The sequence below is a fragment of the Dactylosporangium sp. NPDC049742 genome, from assembly GCF_040674675.1.
GTDB classification, from domain to species: Bacteria; Actinomycetota; Actinomycetes; order Mycobacteriales; family Micromonosporaceae; genus Dactylosporangium; species Dactylosporangium maewongense.
Map to the genome: position 1 here is coordinate 31082 of NZ_JBFANF010000043.1, position 13731 is coordinate 44812.

General features: G+C 71.3%; 10 protein-coding genes and 1 tRNA gene. 7 read left to right on the forward strand and 4 right to left on the reverse strand.

The annotated features are described in order from the left end of the window. Positions 1-197: 197 nt before the first annotated feature. From AB0J72_RS38980 to AB0J72_RS39000, 5 genes are all read left to right on the forward strand, one after another. Entirely contained in the window at positions 198-1229 is a 1032-nt protein-coding gene (locus AB0J72_RS38980; protein WP_363408381.1) for a mechanosensitive ion channel family protein, read from the forward strand. A gap of 233 nt (positions 1230-1462) precedes the next feature. After that, entirely contained in the window at positions 1463-3019 is a 1557-nt protein-coding gene (locus tag AB0J72_RS38985) for an MFS transporter (protein WP_363408384.1), read from the forward strand. Then, on the forward strand, positions 3016-3426 hold the full coding sequence (locus AB0J72_RS38990; RefSeq protein ID WP_363408387.1) for a globin: 411 nt from the start codon (positions 3016-3018) through the stop codon (positions 3424-3426). The genes AB0J72_RS38985 and AB0J72_RS38990 overlap by 4 nt, the downstream gene beginning before the upstream one ends. Positions 3427-3501: 75 nt before the next feature. Further along, positions 3502-4755 carry a delta-60 repeat domain-containing protein gene (locus AB0J72_RS38995; RefSeq protein WP_363408390.1) on the forward strand — a complete coding sequence of 418 codons (1254 nt, stop codon included), beginning with the start codon at positions 3502-3504 and terminating at the stop codon, positions 4753-4755. Between the two features lie 166 nt (positions 4756-4921). Further along, positions 4922-5848: a hypothetical protein gene (locus tag AB0J72_RS39000; protein ID WP_363408393.1), complete on the forward strand. Its 927-nt coding sequence runs from the start codon at positions 4922-4924 to the stop codon at positions 5846-5848. 47 nt (positions 5849-5895) lie between these two features. Here the strand turns inward: AB0J72_RS39000 and AB0J72_RS39005 are convergent. From AB0J72_RS39005 to AB0J72_RS39020, 4 genes are all read right to left on the reverse strand, one after another. Continuing rightward, a tRNA-His gene (locus AB0J72_RS39005) sits at positions 5896-5971 on the reverse strand. 53 nt (positions 5972-6024) lie between these two features. After that, positions 6025-6663 carry an oligoribonuclease gene (orn, locus tag AB0J72_RS39010; protein ID WP_344501505.1) on the reverse strand — a complete coding sequence of 213 codons (639 nt, stop codon included), beginning with the start codon at positions 6661-6663 and terminating at the stop codon, positions 6025-6027. 95 nt (positions 6664-6758) lie between these two features. Beyond that, positions 6759-8489 carry a hypothetical protein gene (locus AB0J72_RS39015; RefSeq protein WP_363408396.1) on the reverse strand — a complete coding sequence of 577 codons (1731 nt, stop codon included), beginning with the start codon at positions 8487-8489 and terminating at the stop codon, positions 6759-6761. Positions 8490-9705: 1216 nt separating this feature from the next. After that, positions 9706-11490 carry a copper resistance protein CopC gene (locus tag AB0J72_RS39020; protein ID WP_363408399.1) on the reverse strand — a complete coding sequence of 595 codons (1785 nt, stop codon included), beginning with the start codon at positions 11488-11490 and terminating at the stop codon, positions 9706-9708. A gap of 131 nt (positions 11491-11621) precedes the next feature. Between AB0J72_RS39020 and bcp the strand changes: the two genes are divergently transcribed. Next, positions 11622-12095: a thioredoxin-dependent thiol peroxidase gene (gene bcp, locus AB0J72_RS39025; RefSeq protein ID WP_344501508.1), complete on the forward strand. Its 474-nt coding sequence runs from the start codon at positions 11622-11624 to the stop codon at positions 12093-12095. A 58-nt stretch (positions 12096-12153) separates the two neighbouring features. Beyond that, the gene (locus AB0J72_RS39030; protein ID WP_363408403.1) at positions 12154-13728 is read left to right on the forward strand and encodes a circularly permuted type 2 ATP-grasp protein; all 1575 of its coding nucleotides are present in this window, start codon (positions 12154-12156) and stop codon (positions 13726-13728) included. Positions 13729-13731: the final 3 nt, after the last annotated feature.

Sequence of the window (13731 nt, forward strand, 5' to 3'; positions counted from 1 at the left end):
CCGTCCCCCTAGTGCGTGAAGGAAACTCCCTGGAGAAGGTCTGTGTGGCGGGCCACCGAGGTGGGGGTCCGTGCGCTAATCGTCCCTGATAGATCCTCGGATTGCACGTACTATTTGCGGCCGGCGAGTGAACCTTCGCCCACCGCACCGAGTGTTTGTGTGGACTTCCCCCGGTTCGCACCGTTTGCAAGGAGTGTTTGTTGAGCAGCGTGCTGGCCCTCGCGCCCACCCCGGCGCCCGACCCCACTCCGAGCTGCTCCGACAACGGGTTCTGCGAGTTCGTCTACGAGCAGACGAAAATCACCTGGCTGGCGGAGAGCAGCTACTGGGTGCTGGTCAAGCCGCTGACGATCGTGCTGATCATCATCCTCGCGTTCCTGGTCCGCTGGGTGATCCACCGGGCCATCGACCGCCTCATCAGGCACACGGTCTCGGACAACGAGACCGGCGGCTCGCTGCTGCGCCCGCTGCGCCGGCGGCTGCCCAACGCGCTCACCGCACCGTGGGAGCGGCGCAACCAGCGGGCCCGGGCGCTCGGCTCGGTCCTGCGCAGCATCGCCTCGGCGGTCGTGTTCAGCATCGCGGCCATGCTGGTGCTCGGTGAGATCGGCCTCAACCTGGGGCCGCTGCTGGCCAGCGCCGGGATCGCCGGCCTGGCGATCGGCTTCGGCGCGCAGAACCTGGTGAAGGACTTCATCGCCGGCCTGTTCATGCTCCTGGAGGACCAGTACGGCATCGGCGACGTGGTCGACATCGGCGAGACCGTGGGCACCGTCGAGGCGGTCGGCCTGCGGATCACCACGGTCCGGGACGCGGGCGGCGTCGTCTGGTACGTGCGCAACGGCGAGATCGTCCGGGTCGGCAACAAGAGCCAGGGCTGGGCCGTCGTGAACATCGACGTGCCGGTCGGGTTCGTCGCGGTCGACCAGGCCACCGCGGTGCTGCGCGAGGCCGCCACGGCGGTCGCGGAGGACCCCGACTTCGTCGAGGACTTCATCGACCCGCCCACCGTGCTGGGGGTCGAGCAGCTCACGGTCGAGGGCGCCGTGCTGCGCACCACCGTCAAGACGTCGACCGAGGCGCAGTGGCGCGTCGGCCGTGAGCTGCGGCGACGGCTCACCGAGGCGCTGGAGAAGGCCGGGATCACGGCGCAGATCAACGCCTCGCGCATGTTCATCCGCCCGCCCGCGGACGGCGGCCCCGACGGCGGCCCGGGCGGACCGACCTGACTCTGACCATACCGATGGTTTTGTCCGATCTTGCGGTCACTTGCGGCCAGCCCACTGGGTAGGGTCGCGCATCGGGTGGCTAGTCGGTTATCGTCCGTTCGTTCAGGTGCATCGCTGCACAGTGTCCCGGTCCGGCGTCGTTCGACCCCTCTCGACGCCGACACAGGCCGGCTCGGCCGCGCCCGCGAACGCTCGACGCCGCTGTCGTGACCGATGGAAAGGGGGCTCCACCGGTGTCTGATCCCGACGAGTCCGCCGAACGCCCGGCCGGCGCCTGGGAGGTGCTGGCCGACCGCGAGTACCGTGCGGTGTTCATCGCCAGCGCACTGTCCTGGTTCGGCGACAGCGCCGCCCGGGCGGCCGTCATCGCGCTGGTCTACCAGCGCACGGAGTCACCGATCGCGTCGGCGGCGGCGTTCGCGATCAGCTACCTGCCGTGGCTCGGCATCGGCGCGGTGCTGTCGGCGATCACCGAGCGGCACTCGTACCGCAAGATCATGATCCTGTCGGACCTGATCCGGATGGGCATCATGACCGCGCTCGCGGTCTTCGGCGGCCTGCCGGTCGGCGCCCTGATCGGCCTGCTGTTCATCAGCGCGCTGCTGAGCCCCCCGTTCGACAGCGCCCGCTCCGCCCTGCTGCCGCGCATCCTGCAGGGTGAGCGGTACGTCACCGCGCTGACCCTGCAGCGCACGTCCGGCCAGTTCGCGCTCATCGCCGGGTATGCGGTGGGCGCCGCGCTGACCGCCGTCGACGCCCGGTACGCGCTGCTGCTCAACGCCGCCAGCTTCGGCCTCTCCGCCCTCCTGGTGGCGGTCCGGGTGCAGGAGCGCACGCCGAGCCTCACCGCCGACAAGCGCACCAACCTGCTGCGGGAGAGCGCCGAGGGCTACACGGTCGTGTTCCGCTCGCCGGTAATGCGCTCGATCGCGCTCATCGTCTTCTGCGGGGTCTGCTTCGGCGTCGTGCCCGAGGGTCTCGCCGCGGCCTGGTCGGCCGACCTCGCCGGCGGCCCCAACGCCGTCTACCTCGGCACGATCATGGTCGCCGCGGCGGTCGGCTTCGTCGCTGGCAGCATCGTGATGACCTGGCTGGTCAAGCCACAGCGCCGCAACGCCTTCATCCGGCCGTTCTCCCTGCTCACGCCCCTGGCGCTGGTGCCGGCGCTGTTCGACCTCAACATCTACGGGGTCCTCGCGATGACCCTGATCTCCGGCGCCGCCCTGTCGGGGACCCTGCCGGCCACCAACGGGCTGTTCGTGCAGGTGTTGCCGCCGGCGTACCGGGCGCGCGCGTTCGGCGTGATGCAGAGTGGCGTGCACCTCATCCAGGGCGGCTCGATCCTCTTCACGGGCTGGCTCGCCACCCACAACCCGCTGCCGCAGGTGGTGGGCTACTTCGCGATCGCGGGCGTGGTCGTGATGGCGGTCATCGTCGCCACCTGGCCGGCGCACGCCACGATCGCCGACGCCATCGCCGCCAACAAGGTCCAGGTCGCGGCCGACGCGCACGCCGCCAGCCCCGGCGCCGACGAGGACTTCGGCGAGGTCACCATCGACCTCGGCCGCGCGCCCCTCGCGGCCCGCCGCTCGCGCCCGTCGCCCGGCCCGGCGCAGCGCCGCGCCGAGTCCAGCGCCGACCCCGACGCCGCGGAGCGCGGCCCGGCGCAGCGCCGGATGCCGGTCTCCGACCCGGAGGAGCGCACGGTCGACCTCAGCGAGCGCACGACGGACCTCGGTGCGCTCCCGCCGCGCTCGTTGAGCCACGGTCGCGGCATAGTTGACGGGTGACGTCCTCCCCGAACTTCTACGAGCTCGTCGGCGGCGAGCCTACGTTCCGCAAGCTGGTCGACGAGTTCTACGCCGGCGTGGCCGACGACCCGATCCTGCGGCCGCTGTATCCGGAAGAGGACCTGGGGCCGGCGAATGAACGGTTCCGTCTCTTCCTGATCCAGTACTGGGGCGGCCCCAGCACCTATTCGGACACCCGCGGCCACCCTCGGCTGCGGATGCGGCACGCGCCGTTCGTGATCGGCCCGGCGGAGCGCGACGCGTGGCTGCGGCAGATGCGGCGGGCGGTCGACGCGATCGCCCTCGAGCCCGAGGCCGAGGCCGTGCTGTGGGAGTACCTGGAGCGCGCCGCGCACTTCATGGTCAACGCCCCTGAGGACGGCCATATCGGACACATCGTGTCTTAGGTAACTTTCCTTCGTTAGTGGGGTATGCGCCCCATGTTGGGCGCTTCCCCTGGCACTGACGAAGGAGCCGCACGTATGCGCCGACGATTGATCGCCGCCGCCGCTACCGCTTTGGCCGCGCTCGCGGTCGCGATCCCCGCCTCGGCGGCGCTGAACCACGCCACGACCGTGTCGACGAACCCCGCCGACAACACGCCGAACGTCCTGGACGGCGAGGTGCGCGCGTTCGCGCTCGTCGGGGACGTCGTCGTGGTGGGCGGCGACTTCACCACCGTCGTCCCGGCCGGGAAGAGCGCGAAGCTCAAGCGCAAGAACATCTTCGCGTACCGGGTGGCCACCGGCGAGATCCTGCCGTTCGCGCCGGAGGCCGACGACGCGGTCCTCACGCTCGCCGCCGGGCCCAACAACACCGTCTACGCCGGCGGCGCGTTCAAGAAGATCGGTGGCGGCGCGCAGCGCGGCCTCGCGCAGCTCAGCCTCGCCGACGGCAAGCGGGTGCCGGCGTTCACCGGTGAGATCAACTGGGGCGACCTGCGCAGCCTCGTCACGTACGGGCCGTGGCTGTTCGCCGCCGGCTCGTTCAGCTCCATCGGCGGCCAGAAGCGGACCGGGCTGGCCCGTCTCAACGCCACCAGCGGCCTGGCCGACACGACGTTCGACGCCAGGCTCGCCGCGCCGAACCTGACCCGGGTCAAGCTCGAGGACCTGGCGATCAGCCCCGACGGCAACCGGCTCGCCGTCGTGGGCGCCGTGGAGCAGGCGTTCGGCCAGTACCGCGCCCAGCTGGTCGTCATCGAGAACGCGTCGAACTCGGCCCGGCTGGCCGACTGGTACACCGACGTCTACACCAAGCCGTGCCGCGCCGGCTTCGAGACCTACCTGCGGGGCGTCGACTTCGACCCGACCGGCACCTACGCCACGGTCGTCACGACCGGCCGTAAGTGGGGCGACCACCTCATGTGCGACACCGCCGCCCGCTTCGACCTGCGCGGCACCGGCCTGCACAAGCCGATCTGGACCAACTGGACCGGCGGCGACTCGCTGTACTCCGTCGCCGACACCGGCGCGGCCGTGTACGTCGGCGGCCACCAGCGCTGGATGGACAACCCGTTCGGCAAGGAGACCGCCGGCAAGGGCGCGGTCAGCCGGCCCGGCATCGCCGCGATCAACCCGGTGAGCGGCAAGGCCACCTCGTTCAACCCCAAGCGGGAGCCGCGGGGCGTCGGCGCCAGGGCGCTGCTCGCGACCCCGTACGGCCTCCTCGTCGGCTCCGACACGGAGAAGATCGGCGGCGAGTGGCACGCCAGGCTGGCGATGCTCCCCTTGTAGACGTATCTGGTTCGCACGGCCCCCGTCTTGTTGGACGGGGGCCGTTTTCGTGTGTACGCGTGGCCACACTCTCCGCGACGACCGGTCGAATGTCGGACACGCGTCGGTGCACCCGGCTACGGCGGCGCATAGGTTTGAGGAGCATGGATGCGAAGGGACGGAACCAATGGCATCGCAGGGCTATCGCGACTGGATCAGAGCCGGCCGGCCGTACACCCTGATCCGCCCGGCACGAGCGGTCCAGCGGACGCTGCTCAGGCACGGCATCACCGTCTGGGACTTCCCGGACGAGGACCACCAGAAGGCAGAGCCGCCCGAGGACCACACGCCCTACTCGGCGACGGGCTTCCCGGGCCAGAACCAGCGCTGGAACGCCCGCGGCCTGGACATCATGCCGCGCTCGGACTCCAAGGCACACCGCAAGGAAAACGCCGACATCGCCCGCCAGATGATCCGCGACCGCGACGCCGGCGTGCCGGGCGCCATGTGGATCAAGTACATCAACTGGACCGACGAGGACGGCGTCTGCCGCCAGGAGCGGTGGACGAGCAGGAGCAACCAGTTCCAGCGGACCACCCGGTCCTCGACCGACAGCGGACACGTGCACGTCTCGGGCCGGTCCGACGCCGACAACGACGCCCGAGCCGACGGCTACGACCCACTCGCCCGCATGCGCGGTATGACAGGAGACGACATGGCCAACACCTGGACCTTCATCGACCAGCCACCGGCCGACCAGTGGCGTATCTCGCAGAACGCCGGCGCGCCGTTCCTGAACGGGCAGGCGCGCGACACCGTCCTCGCGATCGCCGCGGCCCGCTCGGCCGACGCCAGCGCCGGCGTGCAGCAGCTGATCGCCGCGGCGGCCGCCGACGAGGCCCGCGACCAGGCCACGATCGCCGCCATCCAGGCGCTGACCGCGATCATCCAGGCCGGCGGCGGGACCGTCGACACCGCGCCGATCCTCGCCGAGATCCGCGCGGTCCGCGAGGAGACCCATGCCGAGGTGACTCGGCTGCAGGACGAGATCAACGCGCTCAAGGCGCAGAACGAGTCGCTCGCCGCGGCCCTGGCGGCCGCGAACAAGGACTGAAACAGTTCGGCCCCGGTCCTTCCGGACCGGGGCCGAACTGCCCTACATGGGGTGACTGATGGGATTTGAACCCACGACACCCGGGACCACAACCCGGTGCTCTGCCAACTGAGCTACAGCCACCATGAACGTGCTCGCCAATAATAGGGCATGAGCACGGGCATTCGTCGACGGGGTTAGCGCGCGCCGGTGTCGGTTTCCCGGCTCAACTCCGCCCCGATCGCCTTCGCCGCCTCCACGTCCGGCCCCGGCAGCGGCACGAACAGCGTCCGGCGGTAGTACTCCAGCTCACGGATGCTCTCCCGGATGTCCGCGAGCGCCCGGTGGGCGAGGCCCTTCGGCGGCTGGCCGAAGTACACCCGCGGGTACCACCGGCGGCACAGCTCCTTGATCGAGGAGACGTCGATCATCCGGTAGTGCAGGTGGTTGTCGAGCCGCGGCATGTCCCGCGCCAGGAACCCCCGATCGGTGGCGATCGAGTTGCCGCACAGCGGCGCGGTGCGCGGATCGGGCACGTGGGCCGTGATGTAGTCCATGACGAGGTCCTCCGCCTCCGCCACGGTGACCGCCGACGCCCGCACCGCGTCGGTGAGCCCCGACTTGGCGTGCATGTCGCGCACCACGTCGAGCATGCCGTCCAGCAGCGCGTCCTCCGCGTGGATCACCACGTCGACGCCCTCGCCCAGCACGTTGAGATCCGGGTCCGTGACCAGCGCCGCCACTTCGATCAGCGCGTCCTTCCCCAGATCGAGCCCCGTCATCTCACAGTCGATCCAGACCAAAAGATCACCCACGCCCCACAGCCTAGTGTTCATCTGGCCGACTTCTCACACTCCACATCTCCTCGTTACCTTTATCCTTCGGTCGTGACCCGCAGAACGTGGCGCGGCTCACGTTCCACCGGGGACCGTCAGCGCGAGGTGGCCGCCTCTTCCTGCCCCTCCACCGCGACCGGCGCCCAGGTGAACTGCAGCTCGATCGGCGGCAGCTTCGGCAGCGGCGGCAGTGCCAGGGGTCCCGGCGCGTCGTCGTCGAGCGCCTCCGCCGGGGCGGGGCGGTCCAGCTCGGTCTCCTTCTCAGCAGCGGTCTGACGCGTCGTCCGCAGCGTCTGCTGTACAGCGGCCGCCGCGTCATCGGCGTCCTCGCCGTCGACCGCCGCTTCTTGGCGCGCCTCGCCCTCGGGCTCCGTGGCCTGGGCCGCCGGGTCGTCGACCGGCCTGTCCGTCACCACGACCCCGATCACGGTGGTCTGGCGGTCGGCCTCGTCCGTCTGGCTCGCCACCGCGACCGCGACGACCGGCACGTCCCCGCTCTTCTCCGCCGCGGCCTTCTTGCCGCCGCCGGTCGCGATCGCCTTACTGCCGGTCTCGGTTGCCTTGCCGCCGGTCTCGGTCGTGTTGTCGCCGGTTTCGGTGGCCTTGCCGGTCTCGGGGGTTTCGCTGGGTTCGTTCGCCTCGCCGGTTTCCGGCATGTCGCGGTTCTTCGGCACGACGGGGTTGAGCAGGGCGGCGATCGGCTCGGACAGCGTCGACAGGTTGCGGCGCAGGCCCGCCCGGCCCTTCGTCGGCTGCGACGGCAGCGTCGGCAGCACGAGCCGCTCCTCCGCGCGCCGCGGTGGCCAGGCGAGGACCAGCAACGCCAGCAGGAACCCGGCCGCCCCGAGCATGAGCAGCCCACCGGCCGTCGGCCCGATCCACGCCGGCGCCAGCCGCGCCGTCACCGTCGCGTCGATCCCGGCGGTGCCGTCCGCGTTCATGACCACGAGCGCCAGGTGCCGCCCCCGCAACGCCGACGGCGACCAGGTCAGCTCCGCCGCCCCACCGGCCGTGACGCTCTTCGCCAGCCAGAACGCCTGCTCCCCCGGCGCCCCGCTCCCCACGTTCGGGTTCCCGGCCGCACCGCCGCTCGTCACGGCGTTCGGGTCGCCCGCCGCTGCGGCGTTACCGGCGTTCGGGTCGCCGGCGTTCGCGCCAGGGACCTCGGACCCCGCCGTGCCGGGCGCTGTCACACCGGGACCCGCCACGGCCGGCCCTGTGACACCGGGCTCAACGTCACCAGTACCCGCGTCACCAGGCACCGTGGTGCCGGTCTCGCCGGCACTGGGCTCTCCGGCGGCAGGACCTTCGGCGCTGGGGACGGTCGCGTCGGGGACCGCAGCCCCCGCCATCGCCGGGTCGCTCGCGCCACCCTGCGCCGGCCCGGCCTGGGACCCGGCGGTGCCGGGCTTCCCGGCCTTCGCCGCGGCCGCCCGGGTCTCGACCTCCGTGAACTCGACCGGCAACGGCCCCCGCGCCAACCGCACCCGGTCGATCCGGGCCTGCACCTTGCCGTCGAGGTACTGCCTCACCGCCGCTTCCGGAGCCAGCCCGATGAACAGGGGGCCGCTGGAGCCGACCGCCGACAGGCTGAGCGTCGTCTGCCCACCCCGCGCGAACGGCGCATCGGCTCGCAGCAACGCGTCGACGTCAGGCACCACCACCGCGCGCCCCCCGGAGCGCAACCGCTCCAACCGCGCCGTGAACGTGTCATCCCCCGCACGATGCTCCATGGCCACCCAGAGTCCGCCCCCAGCCAGCCCCAGCGGCACCGCGATGAGCAGCAACAGCGCGCCGACACCCGCCCGAACCAGACGCACGACCATGGCAGCGGCCCCTTCCCCCAGCAATCCGAATCCGACAATACCGCCAAAAAACCCGCGAATTACCTTCTTTCGCCGCAAACCCACTACCCGGTATCGAATTACCACGCCATCCCCCGAAGATCCCGATCCACCGCCCTGACCAGCACCTCCCACACCCAGAGGAGAACACCGATCCCCCACCCTGTCCGCGTCAGCCACCACTGCGCCGCCCCGCCACTCCCGCACCCACCCCCAGCACGCGGCACTTACCGCCCCAACACCCCGCGGCGCGTTGATCAAAGTCTGGTTCCGGCCATCCCGGCGACCACCCCTGTCCTTCGATCAAGCCAGCGACAGCAACGGCAAGCCGACGGCACGAGGGTCAGTGTTGCGCCGCACCACCGGCACGCCGACCAACTGCCACACCGGCTGCGACGGCGTCCGGCACACAGCACTCACCGCCTCGACACCCAGCAACGCGGTGATCAAAGGCTGGATCCGGCCGTCCCGGCAACCGCGCCTGTCCTTCGATCAACCCAGCAGCCCAAGCACCACCAATCCAGCAGCGCTAGGGACCGCCAGGCCAGCAGCGAGCACCGGCAGGTCAACGGCACGAGGATCGGCGAACCGGCGGCACAAGCACCGGCAAGCCAGCAGCACGAGGACCAGCAGGCCAGCAGCGAGGATCGGCAGGCCGACGGCACAAGGGTCGGCGTTGCGCAGGTGGTGGCCGGGTCCGGCAACCGGCGAGTCCCCGGCCCAAGCCGACGGTGGCCACGGACCCATCGCCGCCCACGGCGCCGCCACAGACACGCCGCACAGCCCACAGCGCCGCCACGGACGCGTCGCGCCGGCCATGGCGCCGCCACGTCCACTGACACACCGATCGACTGCCGGCACCCCGATCACGGCAACGGGCGCACGGGAACGGGCGCACAGCAGTCGGCCCGGAGCCGGTGCTCGCGGGAACTCCGCAGCCCGCACATCGCCAGCGCAGACACGACCGGTCAGCACAGCGATCAACCAGCCAGCGTCGCGATCAACGGCCAGCCCAGCGGGACCGGCCAACGACCAGCCCCAGCGGGGCCGGCCAACGACCGGCCCTGCGGGGGCAGCCAGCGCCGTGATCAACGGCCGACCCAGCGACCCAGCGGGGGCGACCAACGACCCAACCCAGCGGCCCAACCCAGCGGCCCAACCCAGCGCGGCCGAGCAGGGCGAGGCCAGCGGGCGGGGGTCAGCTGCGGATCGGGACCTGGACGGCGATGGTGGTCTGGTTGAGTTCGTCGACGCGGACGGTGAACTTCAGCTCCCACGTCCCCGCCGGTGTCAGGGTCACCGAGCCGGTGGCGTGGTCGGGGGTGATGGGCAGGGTCGGCAGGACGATGGGTTCGATGCCCTTGGCCGGCAGGGCGGCGGTCGCCTTCCACTCCGCGACGGTCTGCGGGCCCGAGCCGTCGGGCTTGAGGGCATACAGGTGGACGGTGTTGGGGCCGACGCGGCCCGGGGAGACGTCGACCTCGAGCTTCACCAGGTTGGTCGTGACGGTGGTGGTGAAGGGGCCCTCCGCCCCGTTGTCGCCGGCCGCCTCGCTGCGGGCCGGGCTCGTCTGCACCAGCACGGACGTGAAGCCGAGCACCACGACGGCGATGAGCACCTCGATCAGCACCGCCCGCCGCAGCCGGGCCCGGTCGGCCGGCTCGGCCGGCTCGGCGGCGACCTCCTCGGAGTCGGACAGGTCGGCCAGGTCCTCCAGGTCCTCCAGGTCCTCCGAGTCGGAGGGATCGTCGGGGTCGGCGAAGTCGGACGGGTCCTCGGCGGCGGGCGTGGGGGCCAGCGTGAAGCGACGGTTGGTGATGCTGCGGGAGTAGGCCGCGACCCCCAGGATCACGGCCAGCAGGCCGACCTTGACCATGACGAGGCGGCCATACGTCGTGCCGGTCAACGCGTCCAGGGTGCCGATCTCGACGAGGGCCTGCGCGGTGCCGGCGAGGACCAGCACCGTGATCGCCAGCAGCGCCCAGCCGGACCAGACGGGCACGATCGCGGTGAGCTCGCGGGTGTCGGCGCGGCGCAGCAGGAACGCGAACAGCATCAGCAGGCCGCCGAGCCACACCGCCATCGCGGCGAGGTGCGCGGCGTCGGCGACGACGGTCAGGGTCGGCACCGGCGAGGCGCTCGGGTGGCCGGAGATCGGCCAGGTCGCGAGGCCGACGACGCCGAGGATGACGAGCAGCGTCTGGTCGATCTTGCCCGCGCGGCCGGCGATGAGGGGGCGCAGCAGCACCGCGACGGCGATCGCGACGGCGATGCGGATCAGGTGGGCGGCGCCGAACGTGGTGCCGAGCACCTCACGGGCGGCGGTCGAGGACACGTCGAACAGGGACGTGCCGGAGGTGTACGGGATCTGCAGGTACAACTCCAGGGCGGCGCTGAGCACGAGCAGCCCGGCGCCGGTCAGGGCCACCCTGCCGGGGTCGCGAGCGGAGAGCCGCCGGGGCCAGAGGGCGAACAGGACCAGCGTCGGGCCGACCAGCAGGATCAGGCCGGCGAAGCCGATGAACCGCGCGACGGACATCGCGTTCTTCACCACGGCGTCGGTCTTGACGTCGGCGCCGGCGTCGTTGCCGCCGGGCACGGCGGAGACCTGGCCGTAGGAGAAGCTGTAGCCGCCGCTCACGGGGTGGCTGTCGGCGGAGATGACCCGGTAGCTGACGAGATAGGTGCCCTTCGGGCCGCCGGGCTTGAGCGGGATGACAAGCTCGGTGTCGCGCGCGGCGGGCTTGCCCGTGTCGGCGCGGCTGCCGTCGGGCGCGATGACCCGGATCTTGTCGGCGACGATGCGGACGGGCTCGCTGAAGGTAAGCGTGATCTCGCCGGGCAGCTGGTCCACGACCGTGCCGGCGACGGGGGCGGTGCGCTCGATGATCGCGTGCGCACCCGCGGGCGAGGCGGGGAGCAGCAGGATCAGCAGCGCACCGAAGAGCGTCGCCAGGGGGATGGACCAAGCGCGGCGGGTCATGCCGACCATGATTTCGCGAATTTCTCGGAGATGCTGCTGCGGGGGTCGGGTTTATACGATCCGTCACGTCGCCGGGACGCAACGCTATGCGCCGTCATGGATGTCACCGCCGCGCGATAGAGTGCCGGACCATGACGACCACACGCCTGGAGCCGGGTGACACCGCTCCCGATTTCACGCTGCAGACGGATCGCGATGAGCCCCTGTCGCTCGCCGACCTCCGGGGGCGCAAGGTCGTCCTCTATGCCTATCCGGCGGCGATGACGCCCGGCTGCACCAAGCAGGCGTGCGACTTCCGTGACAATCTCGCCTCGCTCAAGGCCGCCGGCTACGAGATCGTCGGCATCTCGCCGGACTCCCCGGCGAAGCTGGCCCAGTTCCGCGAGCGCGACGCGATCACGTTCCCGCTCGTGTCGGACCCGGACCGGGCGGTCCTCAAGGCATATGGCGCGTTCGGCGAGAAGCAGAACTACGGCCGCACGGTGCTGGGCGTGATCCGCTCGACCTTCGTCATCGACGAGAAGGGTCAGATCGAGCGCGCGCTGTACAACGTGAAGGCCACAGGACACGTGGCGAAGCTCCGCCGGGACCTCGGACTGGACTGACGCGTCGCGCAAACACATCGGTAATGCGGCTGAAACGGGCCGTGCCTAGCCTCTCGCCATGGCGGACATCTTCGACGACTATTCGATGTCCGGGGCCATGTTCGAGGCGTGGGACGAGATGTTCGAGCGCCCCGGCCTGCCGCGGTCGCCGTACCGGTCGCTGTTCGCCGCGCTGCAGCCGCTGGCCCCGGCCGACCTGAGGTTCCGCGCCGATCAGCTGGCCCGGGTCTTCACGGACCGGGGGGTCACGTTCGCCTATGCGGGCGAGGAGCGTCCCTTCCCGCTGGACCTGATCCCCCGGATCCTCGACGCCCACGAGTGGGACCTGCTGACCGCGGCCGTGCAGCAGCGGGTCAAGGCACTCGAGGCGTTCCTCGCCGACATCTACGGCGCCGGCCGCGTGTTCGCCGACGGCGTCGTGCCCCGGAAGCTGATCACCACCAGCGCGCACTTCCACCGTCAGGCGCACGGCATCGAGCCGGCCAACGGGGTCCGCGTGCACATCAGCGGCGTCGACCTGATCCGGGACGAGGAGGGCAGGTTCCGCGTCCTGGAGGACAACCTGCGCATCCCGTCCGGGGTGTCGTACGTGATCGAGAACCGCCGCGCCCTGACCCACACGATGCCGGCGTTGTTCGCCGAGGCGCGGGTCAGGCCGGTCGACGACTACCCGGCCCGGCTCCTGGCGGCGCTGCGGGCCGCGGCGCCGGAGGGCGTGGAGGACCCCACGGTGGTCGTGCTGACGCCGGGCGTCTACAACGCCGCCTACTTCGAGCACGCGCTGCTCGCCCGGCTCATGGGCGTGGAGCTGGTGGAGGGGCGCGACCTCGTCTGCAGCGGCAACCGGGTCCGGATGCGCACCACGCAGGGCGAGCGGCCGGTCCATGTGGTGTACCGGCGGGTCGACGACGAGTTCATCGACCCGCTGCACTTCCGGCCCGACTCGGTGATCGGCTGCCCGGGCATCGTCAACGCGGCCCGCGCGGGTCAGGTCACGCTCGCCAACGCGGTGGGCAACGGCGTCGCCGACGACAAGCTCGTCTACACGTACGTGCCGGACCTCATCCGGTACTACCTGTCGGAGGAGCCACTCATCGACAACGTCGAGACGTACCGGCTGGACGACCGCGACCCGGAGGTCCTCCACGACGTGCTCGGCCGGCTCGACCAGCTCGTGCTGAAGCCGGTCGACGGCGCGGGCGGCAAGGGCATCGTGATCGGCCCGCAGGCGTCGGACGAGACCCTCGCCGCGCTCAGGACGCAGGTCGAGGGGGACCCGCGGGGCTGGATCGCGCAGCGGCCGGTGGCGTTGTCGACGTCGCCGACGCTGCTCGGTGACCGGGTCGCGCCGCGCCACATCGACCTGCGGCCGTTCGCGGTCAACGACGGCGACGAGATCTGGCTGGTGCCCGGCGGCCTGACCCGCGTCGCGCTGCCGGAGGGCGCGCTGGTCGTCAACTCCAGTCAGGGCGGCGGTTCCAAGGACACCTGGGTGCTCGCGCACCCGACCGACCCCGCGCCGTCAGTACCGCAGAAACACAAACTGCCAGAGCCGCGTGAGGCCGGTGGCGGGCCCCGCGACTCCGGCCCGGCCGCCGCGCAGCTCGCCGGTCAACAGCAGCAGCAACAGTAGGAG